This window comes from Leadbetterella sp. DM7, from assembly GCF_040829825.2.
In the GTDB taxonomy this organism is placed as follows: domain Bacteria; phylum Bacteroidota; class Bacteroidia; order Cytophagales; family Spirosomataceae; genus Leadbetterella.
This window is the reverse complement of record NZ_JBFOLH020000008.1, coordinates 1-26426: the sequence shown is the minus strand read 5'-3', so window position 1 is coordinate 26426 and position 26426 is coordinate 1. Positions and strand designations below refer to the sequence as shown.

Below are 26426 nucleotides of genomic sequence, written 5' to 3'. Positions count from 1 at the left end.
GTATACCGATTAACATTTATGGTACGAGTTATCCTCCTTCTTCTCATCTCCTTCCAGGTAGCCGCTCAAACCTCTTTTCCAAAGCTGGAAAACAAATCGCGCTTCACGGCCGCAGAAAGTGCCCTGATCCGGAGCGGGGATACCGGCCGTATGATGCGGGTAACGCAGACCACCAACCCCGAAGATTTTAAAATCCTGACCGCTGTATCTGACGACATTGCCTTTGACGACCCGTTGCTGCCCCTGCTGGCCCGGCGTATGTACCTCTCGGTTACCGACAGCAGCACCAACGGTGTGGGTATTGCTGCACCCCAGGTCGGCATTAACCGGAACCTGATCTGGGTAAAACGTTTCGACAAAGCGGGCACACCCTTTGAATTCTACATTAACCCGAAAATTACCTGGAAATCTGAGCTGCTGCAGCTGGGGGCCGAAGGCTGCCTCTCCATTCCCGACACGCGCGACAACGTGATCCGGAGCTACGCCATCCAGATCACCTATAATACCCTGGAAGGCGGCTATTTCACAGAAGTAGTGGAAGGGTTTACCGCCGTGATCTTCCAGCACGAAACCGACCACCTCAACGGCATTCTTTTCCCGCAGCGGGTAGACGACCAGAATACGCAGGAGTTCCGCAAATCAGAAGAGAAAGGAAAAACGCTTTTGTATAATAAAACGAATAATAAGCGCATGTAGGAGGAGTGAACCATATAAGGCATATGAGTCATACAAGTGAGGATTTCAAAAAGCCTGTATGACTTATATGCCTTATATGGTTTTATCCGGGCGCAGCGAGGATTCCCGCACCACCATCTCCGATCGCAGCACAATTGCGCTCCCCTGGTTCACATTCAGGTTGCCCTCCAGGTGGCTGATAATGGTCTGTACCGCTATTTCTCCCATCTCCATGGCCGGGTAATGCACCGTGGTAAGATTAGGTTCCACTACCTTCGAGATAGGATCATCGTTAAAGCCCACCACGGCAATATCGTGCGGCACACGGTACCCTGCCTTTTTCATTAAGATGATCGTGGAGGCGGCACAGGCGTCATTCGTGAAAAATATCCCGTCAGGGGGTGTCTCCATAGCGGCAATCCTGTCCATAACGGCGTTGGGGGCTTCGGCATCAAACCCGGTCACCAGCAGGGAGGCTTCGGTATACGGCAGGCCGAATTCTCTAAGGGCCGTTTCAAAGCCTCTCAGGCGGTCGCGGTATACGTTTCGCTTCAGGCTTCCGGTTACATGCAGCAGGTTCCGGCAGCCCTGCCCGATCAGGTGGCGGGTGGCTTCGTAACCGTCACGGAAGTTATCGATCACCACGCTGGTACAGGAGGGGTGGTCCAGCACCCGGTCAAAAAACACCACCGGAATCTTCTTCTTTATAAAAGGAGCAATATGATCAAAGGTATCCGTATCAAAAGCCAACGATATCAGCAGCGCATCTACCCGGCTGTTAAACATGGTGTGGGCGTTTTCAATTTCCTTCTTCTCCAGCTCCAGCGACTGGCTGATGATCAGGTTATAGCCCCCCTCATTCGCCACCCGTTCCATCCCGGCCAGGATGGAAGACATTACCACCGAATTCAACCGGGGTACAATCACCCCCAGGGTATTGCTCCGCTGCTTCCGGAGGTTGCTGGCGAATTTATTCGACTGGTATCCTAACAACTGCGCGGCCCGGGTTACTTTTTCTGCCGTTTGTACATTAATACCGGGATGCCCGCTTAATGCTCTGCTTACGGTGGCAGCAGAAATGCCCAAATGCCCCGCTATATCATAAATGGTTGTTTGCTTCATTATTTAAATTTATGCAACAATTGCAAAGTATCAATAATCAAAGTTACATCTTAAGTGCCCAAGTTAATCGTTTAACCTCATCATTTTTAAAAAATCAAAATAATGAATAGGATTATTTGCCAATCAAATTGATTTTTTCCGAAAGGGAGTAAAGTAAATATAATTTAATTACAAAAAAATTAATGCAATCGATTGCATATACAAATTATTGTTTTGATATTTGTCAAGCAATAATCGATGAGATGCCGTAATCTGTCGAGATGTCAAATTAATAACCTTAAATAATTATGCAATCAAATCTCTATTTAATCCTGAAGGACCTCAGGATCCATTATGGCCTGAGATCCTTGACCTTTGTACTTTTAGTGATGGGGGTTTTTACCTCCGTTGCGCAGGAAAGACGTATTCAGGGTACTGTTACAGATGAGAGCGGTGAGCGGCTGCCTGGCGTAACTATTACTGTCAAAAACACGGTAAAAGGCGCCATTACAGACGCTGAAGGCAAATTTTCTATTCTGGCCAACCCGGGTGAAATCATCGTTTTTTCTATGGTTGGATATGTGTCAATTGAACACACTTTATCTGCTTCCCAGGCTGCGCTGAATATTGCCCTTCAGTCTTCAGACACCAGCCTGGATGAAATAGTGGTGGTGGGCTATGGTACACAGCGTAAAGAGGCAGTAACCGGATCGGTGGTGTCTATCGCCGGTGACAGGATCAGAGAGGTGCCAGCTCCTAACATTTCGCAAGCCCTGCAAGGTCGCCTGGCAGGGGTAGAGATGTCTCAGACCTCCACTCGCCCGGGGGCTACCATGCAGATTCGTGTACGGGGAACCCGCTCGCTCAGCGCAGACAACAACCCCCTTGTTGTGCTTGACGGCATACCTTTCCCCGGGTCACTTGCCGATATCAACCCCAATGATATTAAAAGTATTGATATCCTTAAAGATGCCTCAGCCACCGCCATTTACGGCTCCCGCGGTGCAAACGGGGTGATCCTGATCACTACCGACAAAGGCACGAAAGGAAGTAAGCCGCGTATTGCATACAATAGCTATTATGGTATCCAGGAGGTCTTTTCCAAATACCCCATGATGGACGGCCCTACCTTTAACAAGTTCCGGAAATATGCCGGCATATATACCAATGCTGTTGATGAAGATGAAAATGCGAACACCGACTGGCAGGATGAGTTTTATCGCCAGGGGTATGTCACCGACCACAATGTAAGTATATCGGGTGGCACCACTTCCGGAAGCTATAACTTCGGCGGCGGATATTACCAGAACCAGGGCGTGATCCCCACCCAGCAGTACACCCGGTATTCACTGCGGGGGTCGGTTGACCAAAAAGTGGGAGATTACTTCCGGCTGGGCTTTACAACCAACAGCAACTTCAACATGAGCAAAGGCAACCAGGTGGGTGTGGGAGGAATCCTGCGAGCCTCTCCGCTGGCTGTATTGAATAATCCTGACGGCACACTTAAAAGAACGGTAAAAACAGGTATCGATGAGTACTATGTACTTACCCGGAGTGTGATAGAAAACCTGAAAGACCAGTGGATCAGCGAGTCCCGCGGTTATGCCAGCTACAACTCTCTCTTTGGAGAAGTAAGCATTCCATGGGTGCAAGGCCTCAAACTGCGCACTAACCTGGGACTTGATTTTCTTCAGAATAACGGCGGAAGCTTTACCGGCGAAGGGGTGAACAGTGTCAATGCCGCCACTCCTTCAGGAGCATCCATCAGTAATTCTCAAACATACCACTGGACGGTAGAAAACATCTTAAGTTACGACAGGACTTTTGCTAAAAAACATAACCTGAACGTAATAGCGCTGTATTCTGCCGAGCAAAACCGGTATAACCGTTCAGCCATGGGAGCACGTGACATTCCGGCCAGCGCATTTCAGTTCTACAACCTGGGTCAGGCTACGGGAGAAATTACGGTCAACCCGAATGATCAGGATTACCAGCAATGGGGCCTCATATCCGGAATGGGCAGGGTAATGTATGCTTATGACGACCGCTACATGATTTCGGCAACCCTCAGGTCAGACGGCTCATCAAGACTGGCCGAAGGGTACAAGTGGCATACCTATCCTGCCGTTTCTGTTGGCTGGAACCTTTCGAATGAATCATTTATGGATAACGTAACCGCCATTAATTTCCTTAAACTGCGCGCCGGTTACGGGCAGACATCCAACCAGGCTATTGCCCCCTACGCCACTCTCGGGCGCCTGGCCACACGGCCGTATAACTTTGGTGATGACAACTATGCGGTAGGATATTATGTATCCCAGCTGCCTAACTCCAGCCTTGGATGGGAATACTCCGAAACCTGGAACGCCGGAATCGACTTTACTGCCCTGAAGAACCGCTTGTCAGGTACCATTGAATATTACGTAACCAATACCAAAGACATTCTTTTGGGTCTTGGGCTGCCCGCCACCTCCGGCGTGGGAAGCTATACCGCCAATATAGGCCAGTCTCAGAATAAAGGGATTGAGATCAGCCTGAACGGCAGGATCATAGAAAACCGCAACGGCTGGAACTGGGATGCCGGCATTAACTTCTATACCAACCGGAATAAACTCGTAGCCCTGGCCTCTGGGCAGACCCGTGACGAGGGCAATTCCTGGTTTGTAGGTTATAATATAAATGCCATTTACGATTATGAAAAGATCGGCTTGTGGCAGGAAGGAGACCCTTATCTCAATATATTGGAACCGGGAGGAAACATCGGTATGATCAAAGTGAAATATACCGGAGATTATAATGCTGACGGAACCCCTGTCAGACGAATAGGACCTGATGACCGGCAAATTATGAATGTAGACCCAGACTTCCAGGGCGGGTTTAACACCAGAGTGGCCTATAAGGGGTTTGATCTCAGCGTAGTAGGGCTCTTTAGAAAAGGAGGACTTTTACTAAGCAACCTGCACGGACCGGCAGGGTATATGAACCTGCTGACCGGGCGTAACGGGAACCTGGATGTGGATTACTGGACCCCGGAAAATACCGGCGCCAAATATCCAAAACCCGGCGGGCTGATTAGCGGCGATAATGCCAAATATGCCAGTACCCTGGCCTATTTTGACGGCTCTTTCCTGAAATTAAGAACCATATCTCTGGGATATGACTTCAATGAGAAACTGTTGCAAAAGTCAAATACCCGTCTCAGGATGTATGTAACCGTACAGAACCCTCTGGTTATGTTCTCTCCTTTTCACAAAGAGTCCGGCCTCGATCCGGAACCTAACTCCTATGGCGATGAAAATAATGCTACGGGAGGATTTCAAAGGCGTTTACTTTCCGTGAGTGCAAATTCGCCCTCTACAAAAAGTTATGTTATTGGTCTGAACTTAACATTTTAACTGGTACGAAAATGAAATTTAAAACTATAAAATCATTCCTGGGAACCATTCTGCTAACGCTGTCAATGGTGGGTTGCACCACTATTCTTGATGAACAGCCCAGAAGCATCTACGAGCCCGGTTTTTTTAAAACTGAAAAAGGAGTTATGGGAGGCCTGACTTCCATGTATGCCCACCTGCGCTGGTTATACGGCGACGGTTACCTGTACAGCGCATGGGAAACCGGAACGGATGAAGCTACCTGGGCGCAAAGTGCTGACGGTAACTTCAAAGATATGGATATGTCAGGAGTGGGAAGCATCAGTGTCACCACCCACCCTACCGGTATCGTATGGAATACCGTTTTCTCAAACATAAATACGGCAAACGGGGTTATTGAAAACGCCAGTGAAGTGGGCTTATCGCCGGCACTGATAGCTGAAGCGCAGTTTTTCCGGGCATTCGACTACTTCCTGCTGGTACAAACCTACGGAGGTGTACCGCTTGATCTGGGGTCAGGAGAGCTGAAATTCAACACTTCGCCTGTAAGGGTTTCTGTGAGGAATACGGTACCTGAAGTATACACAAAGGCTATATTTCCTGACCTGAAAGCGGCCGCTGCCAACTTGCCGGATGCAGGCCGTGTTACCGGAAGCGCTACCAAAACTCTCGCACGTCTCTACCTGGCGAAAGCTTACCTCACTTATGGATGGTGGCTGGAAAATCCGAAAAACATACCTACATACCCGGAAACGGCAAGAACCGATCCGGACGGTCACAATGCGCAATGGTACTTCCAGCAGGCTTATGATATAGCAGTACAGGGAATAGAGAATCCCGGACCCTTCCGCCTCCAGCCTACTTTTTATGATCTTCACGTGGGATCGAACGACAGAAACAATGAAATGCTGCTCTACGCAGACCATACGGAAACCAGCGAATTATATAACGGCGGAAGCCTGACCTACGGGGGTGGAGGCCCCCCGGATAACTGGGTGGTCTGGATGATGACCTGGAATTATACAAATATCCGGAGCAGTACTTCCAATACCAGCTGGAACGCCGTAAGTTCTGTTCAACGGGCGGCTACCCAGGACAAAGGAAGGCCATGGACCCGGATGGCTCCGCCCATTGAGGTCTTTACCAATACCTTTGCAGATAAAACCAATGATGCCCGATATGATGGCACGTTTGTTACGGTGTACCGGTCGAACTGGGATTTGGCAAACGACAAGACCCCTACCTATTATAATGCTAATTTCCTGCCTGTGCAGCCTGGATCGCCTATTCTTACGTTCCTTAACGAAGAACCGGCCACGGCCATCGATTACTCCAATGCCACCTATAAGAGTAACGTAGGAGCCGGTGTTTTACCCGGCAGGGCCGATTTCGTGATCTCCCCCAAAGGCATCAGCCGTTTAAGACATCCGGGGCTCTGGAAAATGGGAACGTATCGTACAGACAATGACGGCGGGTTAGGGCAGCCCAACGCAGGCCTTACCCGGCCCTACTACGTGGCCAAATTCTCTGAACTTTACTTTATTGCCGCAGAAGCCGCCGTTAAAGGCGCTACTGTAAAAGCAGGAAAGAGTGCACGCGAACTAATTAACGTGATCCGTGCCCGGGCCGGAAAATGGCGTTTTTCCAATGCCGAGAATAGCGCCAAAACGGTTGATAACAGTGCCTCAATGACCGCCGCCACTCCGGCAAACATTGATATAAACTACATTCTTGCTGAACGTTCACGCGAATATTTCGCAGAAGGTTACCGCTGGTTCGACCTGATAAGAACACAGAAATGGGGCGAAGTGGCCGCTAAATATACGATTGGAGGTCCTAATCTCACAGATCATACCCCGCAAACCTTTAACCGGGATATTCAGCCCTTCCATTACCTGAGACCGATTCCAAGAGGACAAATCGATGGTATGGAGATGACTCCTGAAGAGAAAAATGCTTATCAAAACCCTGGATACCAGTAATACAATTAATGCGGTTGGTTTTTCAGGTTTGGCCATTCACAGATGTGAATGGCCAAACTTTTACAGGTCTTTTTTAATCTGCCCGTCATAATCACCTGCTGAAATATCCCGTTTCTCCGATAAGGAAATGCTCCATAACAACAATAACCGGATTTTTAATGGTAATATGCAATATAACCAGCCCCTTTGACCTCAAACCCCTGTAAAGGTCAGGATTTGGCCCTTGGAAGTGGTCCGTGTGGGCGCCAGGTGAGGTGTTAGAATAGGGCCGGGCCTTTCAGCACGTCGTATACTGACGCCAGGTATTTTTTATCGCCGTTGTAGAGGTCGTGCTCCCAGAGATGCTGGCTCAGCCAGGCGCCACCGGCATTCCATAAGCCCCAGAAAGCCCCGTCTACGGGCCCCGCAGCCCGCCAGAGATCGGTATTGTGATGCGCCATCCAGCCTCAGGCACCGTACATGGTTTTCGCCGTTACCGCTCCGGTTTCAGAGAGCTCCCGCACCATCCTGATCAGCGGCTGGTGCATTTCGGGAAGGTTGTTCCGTTCTGGATACTTTCGAACGATTTAGCATAGGCCGGAGCCAGGTATTCACGCACCCGCCGGGTTTCATTGGCAGTGATGTCTTTGTAATTCTTAAAGTTAGTGGCTATGGCGATATACAGCGTCACTGAAGTGGCTCCATTAAACTGTCAGGCTTGAATCGGAAGCGGAAAGGGTTCCTCCATTCAGCTGAAGAATTTCTTCTTCCGGGTTTCCGTAGACCATGGCGGCCAGGAAGCCATTGCCTACCGGCAGGGCATTTTCCCGGGTTTTGCCGGAAGGCGTATTGTACCAGAGCTTCAGGTCCTGCGCCCGGGCAGAGAATGCCAGGCATAGTACTGACATCAGGGTGATGAGTGCTTTCATGTGTATATATTTTAGCTGTGAGCTTTCAATAGGAGGTCGGTCTCCCGGCTCATAGCTCAAGGCTTACAGCTCATAGCTTATTTAAAAAGTACCTGTGCAAAACCGTGCAGATCATGCCGCCACACCGGCCAGGTATGTCCGCCGGGGTATTCGCTGTAGGTGTATTTCAGCCCCAGCTCATCGTATTTTTTCATCATCACCCGGCAGTTATTATAGGCAATATCCTCTTTGCCGCCCATGGAGATCCACAGCGCCTTCAGATCCGCATTCAGTTTTGCAGCATTCTCTTTCACCAGCCGGTAATGCGGATCGGAAAGCTCCGTGTTCTGCGCAAACCAGCCCGAGCTGAACACGCCCAGGTAATGAAAAAGGTCAGGGTTTTTGATCCCGGCATAGAGGGTTTGCATGCCACCCAGCGACAAGCCGGCCAGTGCGCGGCTGCCGGCATCGGTCTTCACCCGGAAGCTCTTCTCCACAAACGGAATAGCCCCGCCCTTCAGCTCAGCCTCAAACGCTTTCAGCGGAGCCTCGTTAAAGCCGCCGATACCCCCCTGGAAGGGAAAGTTGCCGTCGAGCATCACCACAATCATCGGCTTTGCTTTGCCCTCGGCGATCAGGTTATCCAGGATGACGTTGGCTTTCCCCTGCATGGCCCAGCCTCGCTGGTCTTCACCGCCGCCATGTAAAAGGTAAAGAACAGGATACTTTTCATCCGATTCATCGTATCCCGGGGGAGTATATACGTACATCTCCCGCCAGCTGCCCATACGGGTGGCATACTTCTTTATCCGGATATCGCCCTGCGGCACATTGCGCTGCTGGTAAAAGCCCTGATCCCTTTTCGGAATTTCTATCCCGGCCGCCTGGCGGCCCATGCCGTAAAACGTTTCGCTGGCCGGGTCAGCCACAGCTACCCCGTCAATCACCAGTGAATAATAATTAAAGCCGCCGTTAACGGGTTCAGTGATGCCGTTCCAGAAACCCTCACTGTCTTTCACCAGGTCATACTTTTTTCCCAGATCCACCTGTACCTTCTGCGCCTCCGGGGCCTTCACCTTAAATATCACCCGGTTATCGGGCAAGACCTGCGGGTATTTTGCACTCCGGATATTGGTAGACGCCGGTGTGCCCAATACGCTGTAGCTGCTGAATGAGGCGGTATCTACCGGCTTAAAAAGGAATCTGGAAAACATATACAGCCCGTTTTTCCACACCTTGAAATCATGCCCGCCGGCTTCTACATAATACACATGCGGCACATTATTTTCATAGAGGTAATCATGGGTACGTTTACTGTTATAAATGAGACCGTCTGCATCACCGCACGAGATCCAGAGCAGCTTCAGCAGGCTTTTTGCCCGCTCCGGATCAGGCACCAGCTCCTGGGGTTGACGGGTATTCGGCGCCGAAGAAAAGCCGCCCACCCAGGCAAATCGATCGAGATTGCCCAGGCCAAAGTTCAGCGACTGCCCCCCGCCCATAGACAGGCCGGCAATGGCCCGGCTTTCGCGGTCGGTGCGTGCAGGGTACATTTTTTCAATATAGGGAATCAGGTCATCCAGCAGATCTTTTTCAAAGGTGGCAAAAGCCTCCACCTTATCCGGGTCAAAAATATTTCCTACGGCGCGGTCGTCTTTCATGGCCCGCCCATTGGGCAGCACCACCAGCATGGGCTCTATCTTCCCTTCGGCATACAGATTATCCAGGATCACCTGGGGCTGTCCGCCGTTCAGCCACTCCTTTTCATCACCGCCAATACCGTGCAGCAGGTACAGCACCGGGTATCTTTTCTTTTTATCAAAGGCGGGAGGAGTATATACCAGGGCTTTGCGCTTTACGCCTACCGTTTTCGACATATACTGAATACTGTCTATTTTACCGTGTGCAATTCCGTCACGGGGCTTGTCAAAGCCGGCGGGTGCTTCTATTTGTGCCTGGAGGCGAATCGCAGTCATAAAGACCGCAGCCATTACTAAGATTACTTTTCTCATTTGTTTGCTTTTAAGGTCAATAATTATACGTCTATCTGTAATTCATCAAGGCTGACTGATTCTGAACCAGTCGAAATCGGCATATCCGCCGGCCTGTTTCGTGGCGTAATTAAATAAGCCGAAACGATACCCCATAAAGTGGGTAAGCTTGTATTTCATCTTCAGGGTATTGCCTATCGGGGTCCAGTTCCTGCCATCCAGGCTGTAGCAAAACAAGGCTTCGTCTTTCATGTCGGTGAAGTCGCAGGCTATGCGGAGAAATACCTTGTCCTGTTTCAGCTCCACAGCTTCCTGCTCCACCGGCCTGCCCTCAGGCGCATTGACCATCACCAGGATCTTTCTCCCGTTTTCGGCTTTTACGCCCACCCAGCCGTAGTCGCTCTGCAGCGCCACCAGCCCGGCGCGGTCGCCGTCCTGCATTCCGCTCAGCTCCAGCGCGGTCTCGCCGGTACTTTTAGGGCCTGTTGTACGCTGGGTCAGGGTATTCCGGGCCTCCACTACCGAACCATCCGTACGGCCTGTCTTCAGCCGCAGATACCCTTTTCTCTCGCGCACAGACCAGAGCCGGTTGTCGGGGTTATGATTCCATTGCCAGACCAGCGGAAGGTCAGCTGATTTCTTTTTCCTTCTAAACTCATCCGAAGCCACAATGCCCGGGATCAGCCCTTTGCCGGCCGGCAGCGCAAGGGTTTCCGGCACCTTGCCGTTTATGCCCAGCACCGGCCAGCCGTCTTTCCATTCCACCGGTACCAGGTAGGGGATGCGTCCTACGGCGCCGTAATCACGGAAAAGGTAAGAAAACCAGCGCCCGTCAGGGGTGTCTATCAGCCCGCCCTGGGCCACCCCCTGGTCCTGCAGCGCCACCCGCCCTTCCCAGGGGCCTTCTATGCGGTCGGCCCGGTGGATAATCACCGTGCGCATGCCTCCGCGCGGCCAGGCAATATTGAACATATAGTACTTCCCGTTATGCTGAAACAGCTGGGAACCCTCGGCATTCAGGATAAAGTTATTGCCGATAGGAGCTGTGGCATTTTCAATAACCACTTTCTCTTTTGTGCCCTCGCGTACCCCGGAGAGGTCATCGTTCAGCTCCACCATCCGCAGCCTCCCGCCCCCGTAAATCAGGTAGGCACGGTCAGCGGCATCAAAAAATAGGGTATGGTCATGAAAGGCCGGTCTGAACGACACCATCTTCCAGTCTCCCTTTTCAATGTCTTTCGTGGTGAAAATGTACGTTTTCCCGGTATTATTCGAGAAGGTAGACAGGTAATAGGTGCCTTTATGATACCGGAGACTGCTGGCCCAGGTGCCGTTGCTATACATATTCTTCCCGTTTTCCAGGTTCAGCCGCTCCCCCTCTTCCAGGATGCCGTAAGCATAATTGATAATTTCCCAGTTCACCAGGTCTCTGGATTTCATCACCGGTACCCCGGGGTTCATATGCATGGTAGTGCTGCTCATATAATACGTATCGCCCACACGGATCATCGACGGGTCCGGCACATCAGCAAAGATCACCGGATTACGGGCCTGGCCGCAGAGCCGGGGTATGCCCCACAGGGAAACAAGAAGAAGTACCAGAAGTTTTTTAAAGATCATAGTCAAGGCTGTTTTAGATAGGTATTATGCCGAATGCAGGCCCGAAGCGCAAAAAAGCAGGCGATTACGCCTTTCTCCGAAACCGGGATTTCCTCTCTCAGACACAGGGAAATGCACATCAAAGCCCGAATATAAATCAAATTGCAAATAATTGCAAAATTTTTATGCAATCGATTGCATATTTAACCACTATTCTCCATATTTGTCCTGTCATTCTGCTTTTAAAAGAACGATATGATCTCAACCTTAAATTTAAATATGCTCTTTAAGGCCCTGCTTCTTCGGGTGCTTTGCAGGCCGGTCGTTACCCCCGAAAAAAGCCGTATCCAACCGCTCCGGGAAAATCACCCCTGTTCACAGGAGGAATCATCCGCCTTATTGCAGAAACAGGCGGATAACAAAATGCAATTACAGAAATTTACCAGTTACTGATCATGATAAAGAAACTAATACTTACTTTCTGCTGTACCGTCAGCCTCCACGCATGGGCCCAGATCACCATCAAAAATCCCATTTTGCAGGGTTTTTATCCCGACCCGAGCATTGAACGCGTAGGCGATGATTACTATCTCATCAATTCCACCTTTGCGTATTTTCCCGGACTCCCGATCTTTCACAGTAAAGATCTGAAAAACTGGAAGCTGGTAGGACACGCCATAGAAAGGCCCGGCCAGTTTGACTTTAAAGGCCACCGTACGTCGGAAGGACTCTTTGCTCCCGCAATTTCTTATCACGAAGGACGGTTTTACGTAGTTTGCACCAATGTTCGCTGGGGAAATTTTGTAGTAACGGCCGAGAACCCCGCCGGCCCGTGGTCTGATCCGGTGAAGCTCCCCGAAGTCAGCGGAATTGACCCCTCCGTATGCTTTATTGACGGCAAAGCCTACATTGTCTATAACAGCGAAGCGCCCGATAACAAGCCCCTTTACGATGGCCACCGGACCATCAGGATAGTAGATTTTGATTACAAAAACCTGAAGGTCACCAGCGAACCGAAAATACTGGTAAACGGCGGGGTAGACCTCTCCCGAAAGCCGGTCTGGATAGAAGGCCCCCACCTGTTCAAGCGTGAAAATTACTACTATCTCTCCGCGGCGGAAGGCGGCACCTCGGTAAACCATTCCCAGGTGATCTTCCGGAGCGACAAGCCCACCGGGCCGTTCCGCCCCTGGGATAAAAACCCCATTATGACCCAGCGCGACCTGGATCCGGACCGTCCCAAACCGGTTACCTCCACCGGTCATGCCGACCTGTTCATCGGGCCGGATAACAACTGGTATGCCGTGTACCTGGCCGTGAGGCCTTACGAAGGCAACCACTATAACACCGGCCGCGAAACGTTTATTTCGCCCGTGACCTGGACGGCCGACGGCTGGCCGGTGATTATCCCGAAAGGCGAAGAAGTCAAATATTCCTATACCTTTAAATGGAAAGAGCAGCCACTGAAAGATACCTACCCGCTTAACGGCAACTTCAGCTATAAAGCCGATTTTAAACACCCGGATAATTCATTTATATTTCTCCGGGATTATGACCCCGGCATGTTCAGCACCGGCAAAAAAGGCCTGAAAATTAACCTGAAGCCTGCCGCCATCCACGAAAAAGAGGCTTCGGCGTTTGTAGGCAGAAGGCTCATGCACATGTATGCCGGCTTTAAAACTTCTTTTGACTTTACCCCGGCTTCGGAAAACGAAGATGCGGGGATCGTTCTCTACCAGAGCGACTGGAATACCTATTATGCGGCCAAAACCCTGAAAAACGGCCGGCAGGTCATTGAACTGCGGAAAAGCAAACGAAACGGAAGCTACGATATCCTGGCTTCGGAAAACCTGCAGGGCGGAAAACCCCTGAACCTGTGGATAGACTTTGCTGCCGATAAGCTTACCTTCTCCTATTCGGAAGGAAAGGAAAAAACCCGGGTGCTGGCCGCAGGGGTAGACGCCAGACACCTGAGCACGGAAACCGCAGGGGGATTTGTGGGCGTGACCATCGGAATGTACGGAAGCTCCAACGGTCAGCCATCTCATAACTCCGTTACTTTTAAAACCTTTGAATACCAGGGAAATGATCACTAAACACGCCATGCGCTGGTACGGTCCGAAAGACGCCGTTTCCCTGATGGACATCCGCCAGTCGGGTGCCTCCGTTATTGTATCGGCTCTTCATCATATCCCCGTGGGCGAGGTGTGGAGCGAGGCGGAAATCAGGCAATACAAACAAAACATTGAGGCCGCTAACGATACCTGCACGCCCCTGTACTGGGAAGTGGTGGAAAGCCTGCCCGTTCACGAAGACATCAAAAAAGGCCTGCCCGAACGCGGGAAATGGATTGCCAACTACCGCGAATCACTCCGTAACCTGGCGGCCTGCGGCATAAAAACGGTTTGTTATAACTTTATGCCGGTACTAGACTGGAGCCGCACCGAAACTGCCTATGAAATGCCCGACGGCGGAAAGGCGCTGCGCTTCGACCGGCTCGAATTTGCGGTTTTTGACCTGCATATCCTGAAGCGGCCGGGCGCGGCAGGTGACTATCCGGCTGACCTGCTGACCGCCGCCGCAGCGTTTTTTGAGCAGGCGCCTGAAGACGTGCTGAAAAGAATCAGCAATAACGTGCTGATGGGGCTTCCCGGATCTGACGATGCCTTCGAGCCGGATACTTTTCAAAGCCTGCTGGACGCCTATAAAAATATCGGAGATAAAGACCTGCGCCAGAACCTGTACTATTTTTTAAGAGAGGTTGCGCCTTATGCTGAAGAACTGGGCATGAAACTGGCCATCCACCCGGATGACCCCCCGTTTCCGCTGCTGGGCCTGCCCCGGGTGGTCAGCACGGAAACAGACCTGGAGCAGCTGCTGGCTGCCAGCGAGGTAAGGGCTAACGGCCTCACCTTCTGCACGGGCTCCCTGGGGGTTCGGGAAGATAACGATGTGCCGGCCCTCGCAGAGCGTTTCGCCTCGCGGATTCATTTCCTGCACCTGCGCACTACCAAGCGGGAAAATACCCGTTTCGGCAGCTTCCATGAAGCCCGCCACCTGGAGGGAGACGTAAATATGTACCGGGTACTGCAAGCCATTAAAGCCGAACATGACCGCCGGAAGGCCGTCGGCCTTCCCGACTACCGGATCCCGATGCGGCCCGATCATGGCCATGCCATTCTCGATGACCTGACCAAGAAAACCTACCCGGGCTATACGGCCATAGGCCGGCTGAAGGGCCTGGCCGAATTACGCGGAATAGAATATGCATTAACCCAGGCTTCCCTATGAACTTATTTACCAAATACCTTCACTCTGTCACCCTGAGCTTATCAAAGGGCATTCAGAAGATCGCCTGCCTGCTGCTGCTCAGCATCCCCCTCTTTACACAGGCCGAAGACGGCTATAAGCTATGGCTCCGCTACGATAAAATAACCGATAAGGCGCAACAATCGTATTACGCCCCCCGCCTGAAAACCGTTTACGCTGACCTCAGTGACCCTTCCGTGAAAGTGGCGGCTGATGAGCTTCAGCTGGCTGTAAAAAGCCTGCTGGGTTTTACGCCCGTGGTGAAAGCAGCGGGTACCGGCAGCCAGGGCCTCACCCTCACCATTGACCCAAAAACGGAAGGGATTAACGAAGAAGGTTTCAGCGTAAGCACCACTCCCAAAGGCATACACATCAAAGCCCGTTCCGGGGCGGGTGTTCTTTACGGCGTATTCAACCTCCTGAAAAATATACAGACCGGCGCCGACCCGAACGTAACCTCTTCCCCGGAAATCCAGCGCCGTCTCCTGAACCACTGGGACAATCATAACGGTACCATTGAGCGGGGATATGCAGGCATGTCGCTCTGGAAATGGTACGAGCTGCCCGAACGAATCGACCCTCGATATATAGATTATGCCCGGGCCAATGCCTCCATCGGTATTAACGGCACCGTACTCAACAATGTGAACGCCAGCGCGCGGTTTCTCACCCACGAATACCTGGGTAAGGTAAAAGCCCTGGCCGATGCGTTCCGGCCCTACGGCATCCGGGTGTACCTTTCGGTGAACTTTGCCGCACCACGCATTCTCGGCAAGCTCAAAGATGCCGACCCCCTGAACCCGGAGGTACAAAAATGGTGGGCCGATAAAACCAAAGAAATCTATGACCTGATCCCCGATTTCGGCGGCTACCTCGTAAAGGCCAACTCCGAAGGAGAGCCCGGCCCCATGGATTACGGCCGCACCCATGCAGACGGTGCCAATATGCTGGCCGCAGCCGTAAAGCCTTATAACGGCATCATCATGTGGCGGGCTTTTGTTTACGCGCCCGATCCTAAAGGTGACCGCTTCAAGGCGGCCTATGAAGAATTTAAGCCGTTCGACGGGAAATTTGCAGATAATGTAATCCTCCAGGTGAAAAACGGCCCGATCGACTTCATGCCGCGCGAGCCCGTATCGCCCCTTTTCAGCGCCATGGAAAAAACACCCGTTTCTTTGGAATTCCAGGTCACCCAGGAGTACCTCGGCTGGGCCACCCACTGGGTTTACCTGGCGCCTATGTTTGAAGAGGTGCTCAAAACCGACACCCACGTCAAGGGCAGCGGCTCTACCCTTTCCGGCATACTTAAAGGCGACACCTTCGGGTATAAAATGACGGCTATGGCGGGGGTGGCCAATACGGGCTCCGACCGTAACTGGACCGGCCACCCCATGACCCAGGCCAACTGGTATACCCTGGGCCGGCTGGCATGGGACACCCGCCTGACCTCGGAAAGTATTGCCGACGAATGGATCCGCCAAACCCTCACCCGGAATAATGCCGCCGTGGAAACCATCCGGAAAAGCATGATGAAAACCCGGGAGATCTACGTGAATTATACCTCACCCTTCGGCCTGCATCATGTGATGGGCGAAGGGCATCACTTCGGGCCGGAACCCTGGCTGGATAAAGCAGCGCGCCCCGACTGGACCGCCGTGTATTACCACCGGGTCGACAGCACGGGAATAGGCTTTAACCGCACGGCTACCGGCAGCAATGCCCTGGCGCAATACCCCGGCGGACTGGTGGAGGTTTACCAGGATGAAGCCACCTGCCCCGAACCCTTCCTGCTGTGGTTTCACCACGTGCGCTGGGACAGGCCCATGAAGAGCGGCCTCTCTTTCTGGAATGATTTTGTGAAGCACTTCTATGAGGGTGCCCGGCAGGTACAGGATCTGCAGGCCGAATGGCAATCGGTAAAAGCACAGGTTCCGCCTGAAATCTTCAATAATGTGGAAGCCCGCCTGCAGACCCAGTACAAAGAAGCGGTCTGGTGGCGCGACGCCTGCGTGCTGTATTTTCAGACCCATAGTAAAATGCCGGTGCCGGCTCCCTACAAAGCCCCGGAAAGAACACTCGAAGAAGTTAAAAAACTGGTAGACATATACCATATAAGATGAATCTGAAATCGTCAGTAGACTTAAACGCAAGCCCCGCTCAAAGCCCGGCGGTCTTCTCGCTGGAAGGCAAAACGGCCCTTATCACCGGCGGTGGTGCCGGAATAGGCCTGGAAATAGCCCGCTGCATGGTGGCTTCGGGTGCACATGTGATCCTCACTGGCCGTACGGAGGCCCGGCTGAAAGAGGCGGTAAAAGACCTCGGCCCTCTGGCCGCCTACCGCGTCAATGATGTGACCCGGCTCGAAACCCTGGAAGACCTCGTTAACGACCTGGAAACCGAATTCGGACCGCTGGATATCCTGGTAAATAACGCTGGCATCAACATGAAAAAACCGGCGTTGGAAGTCAGCGATGATGATTTTTCCCACATCATCGATACCAACCTGAACGCGGTATTTGCATTGACCCGTACCTGTGCAAAAAGAATGGTGGCCCGGGGAAGCGGCTCCATCATCATGATTTCTTCCATGGCGGCGTACTACGGCATTGACCGGGTGGTGGCCTATGCCGCTTCCAAATCCGGGGTAGAGGGAATGGTGAAAGTGCTGGCCTCCGACCTCTCCAGATACAATGTGCGGGTAAATGCCGTGGCGCCGGGTTTCATTGAAACCAACATGATGAAAACTGCCTTCGGTTCTGACCCTGACCGCATGAATAAAGCGATGGCCCGTACCCCCATGGGTAAGTTTGGTAAACCGGAGGATGTGGGCTGGGCAGCAGTGTTCCTGGCCTCTGAGGCCGCCGCTTATATCACCGGGGTATCGCTGAGGGTAGACGGCGGAAATGCGATAGGATTTTAAAGTCATGATCATGAAACAAACTCTCTTCATAGCAGCAACCTGCGCACAGGCGCAATCCCGGAAGGTGATCCTCGCGGCGATCCTGGTTTTACATGCATGGGGCCTGCACGCGCAGATTCTTTCAGAAACACCTACAGCGCTTGATCTGTCCAACGCTTCCATTTATGTGGACCTGAACGACTTCACCGTAGTAAAAAAATCGGCAGAACTGTTAAGCCGGGATATCGAAAAGGTGACCGGGAAAAAAGTAAAGGTGGTTCATACTCCGGCTACCGGCTCACTTATCGTCATTGGCTCGGCTGAAAAATCGGCCTGGATCAGGCAGCTGGTGAAGGCCGGGAAGATAAAAGTAGGGTCCGGCTGGGAAGAATATAACATCAGCACCCTGAAAGAGGCGAAAAATAACCTGCTGGTCATTGCCGGCAGCGACCGCCGCGGCACGGCCTACGGGGTGTTTGAGCTGTCACGGCAAATAGGTGTTTCGCCCTGGTACTGGTGGGCCGATGTGCCGGTGAAGTCAAAAGCACATCTCTATGTTTCCGCGCATGTAAATATCACCGATGCCCCTAAAGTAAAATACCGCGGCATCTTCATTAATGATGAGGCCCCCGCCCTGAGCGGCTGGAGCCGGGAGAAATTCGGCGGCTTTAACAGTAAGTTCTATGCCCATGTTTTTGAGCTGATGCTCCGCTTAAAATCCAACTACATCTGGCCTGCCATGTGGGGCAGTGCCTACTACGATGACGACCCGCTGAATGTTCAGCTGGCCGATGACTATGCCATCGTGATCGGCACCAGCCACCACGAACCCCTTGACCGCGCCCATGACGAATGGCGGCGGTACGGACAGGGAGCCTGGAACTATGAGCAGAACAAAGAAAACCTGCAGAAATTCTGGCGGGAAGGGTTCCGGCGCTCCTGGAACGAGAAGGTGACTACCGTGGGTATGCGGGGCGACGGCGACGAGCCCATGAGCCGCGAAACCGCCACAGAACTGCTGGAAAAAATTGTTAGCGATCAGCGGAAAATCATAGAAGAAGTCAGCGGGAAACCTGCCGCCGAAAGCCCCCAGATGTGGGCACTTTACAAGGAAGTACAGGACTACTACGACAAGGGTATGCGTGTACCCGATGATGTGACCCTCCTGCTGTGTGACGATAACTGGGGGAATATCCGGAAGCTTCCTGCCCCGGGTACCGCACCCCGCAAAGGCGGCTATGGCATTTACTATCATTATGACTACGTGGGCGGGCCGCGAAACCATAAATGGATCAACAATACCCAGCTGATCCGGGTATGGGAACAGATGAACCTGGCCTACCGCCACGGCGTAAAAGACATCTGGATTGTAAACGTGGGAGACATCAAGCCCATGGAATACCCCATCTCTTTCTGGTGCGATTTTGCCTGGAACCCCGACCGCATCAAGGCAGAAGACGTAAGAGCCTACACCGAAAACTGGGCCGCCGGGCAGTTCGGAGAAACGGAGGCCCCCGCTATTGCCGAAATCCTTACTCTTTACACCAAATACAACAGCCGCCGCAAACCCGAGCTGCTCGATGCCCGCACCTACAGCCTGGAGAATTACAACGAGTTTGAACGGGTTACGAAAGAATATGCCGCCCTGCTCGAAAAAGCCGGAAATATCAGCAAAAGGCTGGACAAAAAATATCACGATGCCTACTTTCAGCTGGTGCTGCACCCCGTAAAGGCCATGGCCAACCTTTATGACCTGTATTACCAGGTAGCCCTCAATCAGCGTGCCTTTGAAAAAGGGGAGCTTAGCGCGAACCGGTATGCCGATGCAGCCCGTAAAGCCTTTAAAAAAGACTCGCTAATCACCGTGGAATACCACACCCTCAATAATGGCAAATGGAACCGGATGATGAGCCAGACCCATATAGGATACACCTCCTGGCAGGAGCCCCGCAGGAATATTATGCCGAAAGTAAGTTATCTTGAGCAGGGAATTACAGCAGAACCGGCGGCTGCCGTTCCACTGCCCGTTACCCCGCGCCCCGGGACTCTCCCGCCGGGCGTCACCGGCAAAGCTTTTTATGAGCAGGACGGCTACGTTTCCATCCATGCCCAGAACTTCAGCCGGGCCATTGAGGAAAACGGAATCCGCTGGCAGATTCTGCCTGACCTCGGGAAAAGCGAAGATGCCGTCACTACCCTGCCCCCTGATGCCGCACCGCAGGTTCCCGGCGGCAATAGCCCCCGACTGGAATATGATATCTATACCGGCAGTGAGGGGATACTCGAGCTTACCGCTTACTTCTCTCCTTCCCTGAACTTCCATTTCACCGAACAAGGCCTTCAGTATGCGGTTTCGGTAGACGATGAAGCCCCGCAGATCATCAGCCTGAATAAGGAAGATAAAGACAGCATCAGCGGTATCTGGAACAGGTGGGTGGCCGAAGGGGTCATCAAAAAAACCAGCCGGCATACCCTCACGGGCAAAGGAAAGCATACCGTTAAATACTGGATGGTGAACAGTGGCGTGGTGCTGCAAAAGCTGGTAGCCGACTTCGGTGGCGTTAAGCCCAGCTACCTCGGGCCACCGCAAACCCTTTTTAAAAAATAGATTAACCTGTTAAAACAATGAAAATAACCCGTTTTTATTTAAGTATTATTGCTCTGCCCGCCATTCTGAATTGTACGGCACAAAAAAAAGTAGCTCCGCTCCTGCCCGTCCTGAAAGACGTTTTCTGGAATGATTTCAGCGTAGGTACTGCCCTCAGCGCTCTGCAGATCGAAGGTCGTGATCATAAAGCTGATTCCCTCGTTAAGAAACAGTTCAATGTGCTGACGCCCGAAAACAGTATGAAGAGTATGTTTCTTCAACCGGAATGGGGCAAATTCGATTTCCGCATCGGCGACCGCTTAACAGATTATGCTGCAAAAAATAATATGCAGGTGGTGGGACATACCCTGATCTGGCACAGCCAGCTTCCGGCCTATGCCCAAACAATCAGGAGTAAGGATTCCCTCCAGGCTTTCTTTAATAACCACATCCGAACCGTAGCTGCACACTACGACAAAAAAGTGCTGGGCTGGGACGTAGTTAATGAAGCTCTCAACGAAGACGGAACCATGCGGCCTTCCATCTTCCAGCGCCTGCTCGGCGATGATTTTGTTACTGAAGCCTTCCGCCTGGCCCAGGAGGCGAGCCCTAACTCCGAGCTCTATTATAACGATTATAACAATGAGCAGCCGGCAAAGCGTGCGGGAGCCATCCGCCTGATCAAAAAAATCCAGGGTGCCGGTGTCCGAATTGACGGCGTGGGGATACAAGGCCACTGGCACATAGGTAAAGTACCTTTTGATGACATTGAGAAAAGTATTCTTGAATACAGTGCCTTGGGCATAAAAGTGATGTTTACCGAGCTGGATATTGAAGTTCTCCCCCGTAATTTTACCGGAGCGGAAGTGAATCAGCGTATGCGAAACACCAATGACACCGCTTTAAATCCTTATACAGCCGGCCTTCCAGACAGCGTCCAGAAGCAGCTTGCAGACGACTACGCCCAACTGTTCAGGCTCTTTTTGAAACACCGCGACAAGATCTCCAGAATCACCTTCTGGGGGGTGAATGACGGGCAAAGCTGGCTTAACGGATGGCCTGTACCCGGAAGAACTAACTATCCTTTGCTTTTTGACCGGAACTATCAACCTAAACCGGCATATTACGCCGTAATCGCTACAAAACAGCAATAACATGAATCAGAAGCTATCTGTAATGGAAAAAGTAGGCTACAGCCTGGGCGACCTGTCGGCCAACCTGGTCTTTCAAACCCTGATGACCTACCTGGCCTACTTCTATACCGACGTTTACGGCCTGGCACCTGAAGTGGCCACTCCCGTGATCTTTACGGTGGGTATGGTGGCGGCATTTGCTTTCAATCCTATCATCGGGGCGCTGGCAGATCGTACCTATACCCGCTGGGGGAAATTCCGCCCCTGGGTGCTGTTTACCGCCATACCCTTAAGCCTGGCTGCCCTGATGGCGTTCACCACTCCTGATTTCGACGAAAAAGGCAAGGTGATTTATGCCATCGTTACGTATGCGGTTCTCCTTTTTCTCTATGCCGCCAATAACCTGCCGTATGCTGCTTTAAGCGGGGTGATCACCGGTGATATGGGCGAAAGAAACAGCCTTTCTTCCTACCGTTTTGTAGCGGTAATGGTGGCCCAGTTTTCGGTGCAGGCGCTCATGTACCCCATGATCGAATACCTGGGCAACGGCAATAAGGCAGCCGGGTTCTCGCAGGTAATGATCTACCTGGCCATCATAGGAGCGGTGCTGATGCTGATCACGTTTTTTACGACCAGAGAAAGGATTGTGCCTACCCGCGAGCAAAGCTCCAGCCTGGGTCAGGACCTGAAAGACCTGAGCCGGAACCGCCCTTGGCTGATCATGCTGGTATCTACTATCCTGGTCTTTATTACCCTGGCCATGAAAGGCGGCACCTACCTGTATTACTTTGAAAACTATGTAAGCAAAGACGCCCTGTCTTCTTTCCTGGGAACTTTCGGGGTGCACAATTCCGAAAACCCGGCCGCTACGGGCTTCAGCATCTTTAACGGACTGGGCATTATCTTTATGATCACCGGGATCACGTTCTCCAAGCGGTTTGCCGATAAATACGGGAAAAGAGACACCTTTAAAGCCTCTTTGTTTTTATCTACCCTGCCTGTTCTCCTGTTTTACGTTTTTCCGCCCGAATCGGTCTGGCTTATATTCCTGGCACAGGTCATTCACGGGCTTTTCTACGGTATTTCCACGCCCCTGCTTTGGGCCATGATTGCCGATGTGGCCGATTACAGCGAATGGAAAAACAACCGGAGAGCCACGGCCATTATTTTTTCGGCCATGATGGTGGGCCTGAAAGCGGGTTTAACCTTAGGACAGACTTTTATAACCGGTTTGCTGGATTTCTTTCATTATGTTCCCAACGCCGTTCAATCAGGCGAGACCGTACAGGGGATCAAGCTGACCGTCAGTATTTTTGCCGCCATTCCTTTTTTATTGGCCACAGGTCTTTTATTTTTCTATGAAATAGATAAAAAAATGGAGGTACGGATCGAAAATGATTTAAAATTGCGCCGTACGGGCGTTGCCCGCGATACCCCGGCAGCACCCGACGCTCCAACCCATCAATAATACAATTATGCCCGAAGACAACATTGACCATATCAATTTCGACGACCTTGACCGGCGGGCCATTTCCGCCCCCCTGGTCAGTCACCTTTACACGGCCGATCCGTCGGCTCATGTGTTTAACGGACGGATTTACATCTACCCGTCGCACGATATCGAGGCCGGCATTCCCTTTGACGATCTTGGCAGCCATTTCGCCATGGAAGACTACCACGTGTTTTCCCTGGATAAGCCGGGCGGCGAAGTAACCGACCACGGTGTGGCTCTCCATGTCAAAGAGGTGCCCTGGGCCGAAAAACAAATGTGGGCGCCGGATGCAGCCTGTAAAAACGGGAAATATTACCTGTTTTTCCCGGCCAAGCAGGCCGACGGAATTTTCCGGATCGGTGTAGCAACCGGTACGCAACCCGAAGGCCCGTTCACCCCCGAACCAGAGCCCGTCAAGGGCAGCTATTCTATAGATCCGGCGGTTTTTGCCGATGATGACGGGAAATATTATTTATATTTCGGGGGAATATGGGGCGGTCAGCTGCAATCGTACAGGAACAACGTGTACGATGTGAATAACGAAGAACCGGCTGATGATGAGCCTGCTTTAGGCCCAAGAGTGGCCCGTTTAACAGGCGATCTCCTGCAGATGGATGAGGAAGCCAGAGAGATCCTTATCACGGATGAGAACGGCGGGCCGCTCCTGGCCGGCGATCATGACCGGCGTTTTTTTGAGGCGGCCTGGATGCATAAATACGGGGGAAAGTACTATTTTTCCTACTCTACCGGTAATACGCACTTCCTGTGCTATGCCATTGGCGGGAGTCCTTACGGGCCTTTCCGCTATGCGGGCAGGATCCTGAACCCCGTGGTGGGCTGGACCACCCACCATTCCATTGCAGAGTTTGAAGGGAAATGGTACCTGTTCTACCACGACAGCAGCTTAAGCCGCGGGGTAACCCATTTAAGAAGCATCAAAATGACAGAAATTGAATACGATGAAAACGGTTTTATTCAAACGCTTGACCCATATAGAGAAGTGAAAAGTTAAAAACTAAAAGTTAGGAAAGCATTCTTCTATATTATGTTCCTTAACTTTTAGCTTTTAGCTTTTAACTTATCCCCCGGAATATTGCATCCCATGAAAAAGATAACCCTGCTTCTCCTCACCCTGATCGTCTTCCCGGCCGTCGGCCAGGTAAGACTTCCGGCCATCGTCAGCGACGGCATGATTCTTCAGCGCGATGCTCCCCTGAAAATCTGGGGTTGGGCGTCACCGGGTGAAAAAGTGACGGTACAGTTTGACCAAAAGAAATACACCGCCAAAACAGGTAACGACGGGAAATGGCGGGTGAAATTGCCTGCCATGCCCGCCGACGGGGCATCTCACACCCTTACCGTCAAAGGGAAAAATACCCTTACCGTAAACGATGTTCTCCTTGGCGATGTGTGGTTTTGTTCGGGACAAAGCAATATGGTGCACCAGATGGACCTGCACGATGTAACGTATGCCCGGGATATTGCAGAAGCCAACTTCCCGCATATCCGGCAATTCTGGGTACCCAATACCACTAACCTCGTTGCTCCTGCAGAAGACCTGCCTTCGGGCAAATGGGTACCGGCCATAGGCGACCAGGTCAGGCCGTTTTCTGCGGTAGCCTACTTTTTTGCCCGGGCCTTGTACGAAAAATACCGGGTGCCCACAGGCATTATCAATGCCAGCTGGGGAGGAACGCCCATTGAAGCCTGGATCAGCGAAGAAGGTCTGAAGAGTTTTGACGATATACAGCCTGTTCTCCTGAAAAATAAAGATACGGCCTATGTGAATCAAACCAACCGGCTGGCGGCGGAGGCTAACCGGCCCCGTCCGTCTCAGGATCTGGGTCTGCAATCTTCTCCCCGGTGGTTTGAGGCAACGTACCGCCCGAAAGGCTGGAAACCCATCAATATACCGGGGTATTGGGAGGATCAGGGCATCCGTAACCTTGACGGCGTGGTCTGGTACCGGAAAGAGATCGATGTGCCCGCCTCCATGACCGGGAAAGAAGCCGGAGTCTGGCTGGGGCGAATAGTGGATGCCGATGAGCTCTACATTAACGGGCACCGGGCAGGCGGTTTCACCTATATGTACCCCCAACGAAGGTATAAGCTGGCGCAGGATGTATTAAAAGCCGGGAAAAATACTATCGTGGTACGGGTGGCCAATTATGGAGGCAAAGGCGGCTTTGTACCCGATAAGCCTTATTGCCTTTTTGCCGGAAACGATACCCTGGATCTGAAAGGCACCTGGTACTACAAAGTAGGCGAGGTATTTGAACCGGTAGAAGGGCCCCGTGTGCAGGCCATTGCCGTTCACTACCAGCCCGCAGCCCTGTACAATGCCATGGTTCATCCCCTGGTTGATTACGCCATCAAAGGCGTGCTTTGGTACCAGGGCGAGAGCAATACCGCCCGGCCGGAACAATACGACACCCTTTTGCCTGCGCTCATCAGCGACTGGCGGAAACGATGGGAAAATCCGGCCCTCCCCGTTATTTTTGCTCAGCTTCCGGGCTTTATGGAATACAATTACCTGCCTGTGGAAAGCAACTGGGCCCGCCAGAGAGAGGCTACGCTCAAAACATTGAAGAGCATACCCTATACGGCCATGACGGTAAATATTGACCTGGGCGAATGGAACGACGTTCACCCCGACAACAAGAAGGAGGTAGGCGACCGGATGGCTTTAGCAGCCCGTAAGCTGGCTTACGGCGAAGATCTTGTTTATTCGGGCCCGATATTCCGCTCAGCGCGCACAGAAGGCAACCGGATTCTTCTCTCCTTTGATCATACAGGAAGCGGGTTAATCACCTCTGACGGGGAAGCCCCTGCTGAATGGGCCATAGCTGGCGCAGATAAAAGGTTTCGCTGGGCGAAGGCCCGGATCGAGGGCAACCGGGTGGTGGTCTGGCATGAGGATATCCCGGAGCCGAAGTACGTCAGGTACGCCTGGGCCGATAACCCGGTCAACCCCAATTTGTATAACCGGGAGGGCTTGCCGGCTTCACCGTTCCGCACGGATGATTAACCATATAAGTCACGAAGGTTGTTGAACCATACAGGCATAGAAGTGAAAAGATAAAAGTGAAAAACTAAAAGTTGCGGAACATGCTTTCATTATAGACTAATGTACCGCAACTTTTAGTTTTTAGCTTTTCACTTATTTAACCACATAGATACATAGGCATTCCAGATAAACGTAGAGAACTATGTATCTATGTGGTTAAAAAAAGATCCCCGTGGTTATAACCAAAAAAGCCTGTCAACTTCCGCTGACAGGCTCATTAATAAATATCCGGCATCTACCTACTCTCCCAGGTTTGATCCTAGTACCATCGGCGGTGTGGGGCTTAACTACTCTGTTCGAAATGGTTAGAGGTGGACACCCATCCTATTG

The 26426-nt window shown here is 51.9% G+C and carries 17 protein-coding genes, 1 rRNA gene and 1 pseudogene; 12 read left to right on the top strand and 7 right to left on the bottom strand.

Annotation, left to right across the window (positions count from 1 at the left end; all coding sequences use genetic code 11):
• Window positions 1-18: 18 nt before the first annotated feature.
• Window positions 19-696 (top strand): peptide deformylase, encoded by a 678-nt coding sequence (def, locus tag AB2U10_RS10780; RefSeq protein ID WP_367914697.1) that lies wholly within the window; start codon window positions 19-21, stop codon window positions 694-696.
• Between the two features lie 72 nt (window positions 697-768).
• Here the strand turns inward: def and AB2U10_RS10775 are convergent, their stop codons facing one another.
• Entirely contained in the window at window positions 769-1797 is a 1029-nt protein-coding gene (locus tag AB2U10_RS10775) for a LacI family DNA-binding transcriptional regulator (RefSeq protein WP_367914698.1), read from the bottom strand.
• A gap of 287 nt (window positions 1798-2084) precedes the next feature.
• Here AB2U10_RS10775 and AB2U10_RS10770 point away from each other — a divergent pair, with 287 nt between their 5' ends.
• Both AB2U10_RS10770 and AB2U10_RS10765 read left to right on the top strand, forming a co-directional pair.
• Window positions 2085-5171 (top strand): SusC/RagA family TonB-linked outer membrane protein, encoded by a 3087-nt coding sequence (locus AB2U10_RS10770; protein WP_367914699.1) that lies wholly within the window; start codon window positions 2085-2087, stop codon window positions 5169-5171.
• An 11-nt stretch (window positions 5172-5182) separates the two neighbouring features.
• Window positions 5183-7132, top strand: coding sequence for a RagB/SusD family nutrient uptake outer membrane protein (locus AB2U10_RS10765; RefSeq protein WP_367914700.1), 1950 nt, complete (start codon window positions 5183-5185; stop codon window positions 7130-7132).
• 260 nt (window positions 7133-7392) lie between these two features.
• On the opposite strand, the pseudogene AB2U10_RS10760 reads toward AB2U10_RS10765, so the two are convergent.
• The 5 genes and pseudogenes from AB2U10_RS10760 to AB2U10_RS10740 all read right to left on the bottom strand — a co-directional run.
• Window positions 7393-7680: pseudogene (locus tag AB2U10_RS10760) on the bottom strand (glycosyl hydrolase family 95 catalytic domain-containing protein); the annotation flags it as partial.
• Window positions 7644-7802 (bottom strand): hypothetical protein, encoded by a 159-nt coding sequence (locus AB2U10_RS10755; protein ID WP_367914702.1) that lies wholly within the window; start codon window positions 7800-7802, stop codon window positions 7644-7646. The pseudogene AB2U10_RS10760 and the gene AB2U10_RS10755, both read right to left, overlap by 37 nt.
• 13 nt (window positions 7803-7815) lie before the next feature.
• Window positions 7816-8040 carry a glycoside hydrolase N-terminal domain-containing protein gene (locus AB2U10_RS10750; protein WP_367914703.1) on the bottom strand — a complete coding sequence of 75 codons (225 nt, stop codon included), beginning with the start codon at window positions 8038-8040 and terminating at the stop codon, window positions 7816-7818.
• 77 nt (window positions 8041-8117) lie between these two features.
• A complete protein-coding gene (locus AB2U10_RS10745; protein ID WP_367914704.1) occupies window positions 8118-10031 on the bottom strand; it encodes an alpha/beta hydrolase-fold protein in 1914 nt (637 codons plus the stop codon).
• A 45-nt stretch (window positions 10032-10076) separates the two neighbouring features.
• Window positions 10077-11630: a glycoside hydrolase family 43 protein gene (locus AB2U10_RS10740; RefSeq protein WP_367914705.1), complete on the bottom strand. Its 1554-nt coding sequence runs from the start codon at window positions 11628-11630 to the stop codon at window positions 10077-10079.
• A gap of 434 nt (window positions 11631-12064) precedes the next feature.
• Here AB2U10_RS10740 and AB2U10_RS10735 point away from each other — a divergent pair, with 434 nt between their 5' ends.
• The 9 genes from AB2U10_RS10735 to AB2U10_RS10695 all read left to right on the top strand — a co-directional run bounded on the left by AB2U10_RS10735 (window position 12065) and on the right by AB2U10_RS10695 (window position 26057).
• The gene (locus AB2U10_RS10735) at window positions 12065-13705 is read left to right on the top strand and encodes a glycoside hydrolase family 43 protein (RefSeq protein WP_367914706.1); all 1641 of its coding nucleotides are present in this window, start codon (window positions 12065-12067) and stop codon (window positions 13703-13705) included.
• A complete protein-coding gene (gene uxuA / locus AB2U10_RS10730; RefSeq protein ID WP_367914707.1) occupies window positions 13695-14900 on the top strand; it encodes a mannonate dehydratase in 1206 nt (401 codons plus the stop codon). The genes AB2U10_RS10735 and uxuA overlap by 11 nt, the downstream gene beginning before the upstream one ends.
• Window positions 14897-17038 carry an alpha-glucuronidase family glycosyl hydrolase gene (locus tag AB2U10_RS10725; RefSeq protein WP_367914708.1) on the top strand — a complete coding sequence of 714 codons (2142 nt, stop codon included), beginning with the start codon at window positions 14897-14899 and terminating at the stop codon, window positions 17036-17038. Before uxuA ends, AB2U10_RS10725 begins: the two co-directional genes overlap by 4 nt.
• Entirely contained in the window at window positions 17035-17838 is an 804-nt protein-coding gene (locus tag AB2U10_RS10720) for an SDR family NAD(P)-dependent oxidoreductase (protein WP_367914709.1), read from the top strand. Before AB2U10_RS10725 ends, AB2U10_RS10720 begins: the two co-directional genes overlap by 4 nt.
• Before the next feature lie 10 nt (window positions 17839-17848).
• The gene (locus tag AB2U10_RS10715) at window positions 17849-20425 is read left to right on the top strand and encodes a glycosyl hydrolase 115 family protein (protein WP_367914710.1); all 2577 of its coding nucleotides are present in this window, start codon (window positions 17849-17851) and stop codon (window positions 20423-20425) included.
• A gap of 17 nt (window positions 20426-20442) precedes the next feature.
• Entirely contained in the window at window positions 20443-21558 is a 1116-nt protein-coding gene (locus AB2U10_RS10710; protein ID WP_367914711.1) for an endo-1,4-beta-xylanase, read from the top strand.
• A gap of 1 nt (window position 21559) precedes the next feature.
• Window positions 21560-23005, top strand: a complete 1446-nt coding sequence (locus tag AB2U10_RS10705) for an MFS transporter (RefSeq protein ID WP_367914712.1) — start codon at window positions 21560-21562, stop codon at window positions 23003-23005.
• A gap of 7 nt (window positions 23006-23012) precedes the next feature.
• Window positions 23013-24041, top strand: coding sequence for a glycoside hydrolase family 43 protein (locus AB2U10_RS10700; protein WP_367914713.1), 1029 nt, complete (start codon window positions 23013-23015; stop codon window positions 24039-24041).
• A gap of 90 nt (window positions 24042-24131) precedes the next feature.
• Window positions 24132-26057 carry a sialate O-acetylesterase gene (locus tag AB2U10_RS10695; protein WP_367914714.1) on the top strand — a complete coding sequence of 642 codons (1926 nt, stop codon included), beginning with the start codon at window positions 24132-24134 and terminating at the stop codon, window positions 26055-26057.
• A 265-nt stretch (window positions 26058-26322) separates the two neighbouring features.
• Here AB2U10_RS10695 and rrf read toward each other — a convergent pair.
• Window positions 26323-26426, bottom strand: a 5S ribosomal RNA gene (rrf, locus tag AB2U10_RS10690); the annotation flags it as partial.

What these genes read in the sequence shown, in the direction of transcription:
- AB2U10_RS10695 (WP_367914714.1), top strand. Translation starts at nt 24,132, where the DNA reads ATGAAAAAGATAACCCTGCTTCTCCTCACCCTGATCGTCTTCCCGGCC.
- uxuA (WP_367914707.1), top strand. Translation starts at nt 13,695, where the DNA reads ATGATCACTAAACACGCCATGCGCTGGTACGGTCCGAAAGACGCCGTT.
- AB2U10_RS10710 (WP_367914711.1), top strand. Translation starts at nt 20,443, where the DNA reads ATGAAAATAACCCGTTTTTATTTAAGTATTATTGCTCTGCCCGCCATT.
- AB2U10_RS10745 (WP_367914704.1), bottom strand. Translation starts at nt 10,031, where the DNA reads ATGAGAAAAGTAATCTTAGTAATGGCTGCGGTCTTTATGACTGCGATT.
- AB2U10_RS10720 (WP_367914709.1), top strand. Translation starts at nt 17,035, where the DNA reads ATGAATCTGAAATCGTCAGTAGACTTAAACGCAAGCCCCGCTCAAAGC.
- AB2U10_RS10740 (WP_367914705.1), bottom strand. Translation starts at nt 11,630, where the DNA reads ATGATCTTTAAAAAACTTCTGGTACTTCTTCTTGTTTCCCTGTGGGGC.
- AB2U10_RS10725 (WP_367914708.1), top strand. Translation starts at nt 14,897, where the DNA reads ATGAACTTATTTACCAAATACCTTCACTCTGTCACCCTGAGCTTATCA.
- AB2U10_RS10735 (WP_367914706.1), top strand. Translation starts at nt 12,065, where the DNA reads ATGATAAAGAAACTAATACTTACTTTCTGCTGTACCGTCAGCCTCCAC.
- AB2U10_RS10765 (WP_367914700.1), top strand. Translation starts at nt 5,183, where the DNA reads ATGAAATTTAAAACTATAAAATCATTCCTGGGAACCATTCTGCTAACG.
- AB2U10_RS10775 (WP_367914698.1), bottom strand. Translation starts at nt 1,797, where the DNA reads ATGAAGCAAACAACCATTTATGATATAGCGGGGCATTTGGGCATTTCT.
- AB2U10_RS10700 (WP_367914713.1), top strand. Translation starts at nt 23,013, where the DNA reads ATGCCCGAAGACAACATTGACCATATCAATTTCGACGACCTTGACCGG.
- def (WP_367914697.1), top strand. Translation starts at nt 19, where the DNA reads ATGGTACGAGTTATCCTCCTTCTTCTCATCTCCTTCCAGGTAGCCGCT.
- AB2U10_RS10750 (WP_367914703.1), bottom strand. Translation starts at nt 8,040, where the DNA reads ATGAAAGCACTCATCACCCTGATGTCAGTACTATGCCTGGCATTCTCT.
- AB2U10_RS10715 (WP_367914710.1), top strand. Translation starts at nt 17,849, where the DNA reads ATGAAACAAACTCTCTTCATAGCAGCAACCTGCGCACAGGCGCAATCC.
- AB2U10_RS10770 (WP_367914699.1), top strand. Translation starts at nt 2,085, where the DNA reads ATGCAATCAAATCTCTATTTAATCCTGAAGGACCTCAGGATCCATTAT.
- AB2U10_RS10705 (WP_367914712.1), top strand. Translation starts at nt 21,560, where the DNA reads ATGAATCAGAAGCTATCTGTAATGGAAAAAGTAGGCTACAGCCTGGGC.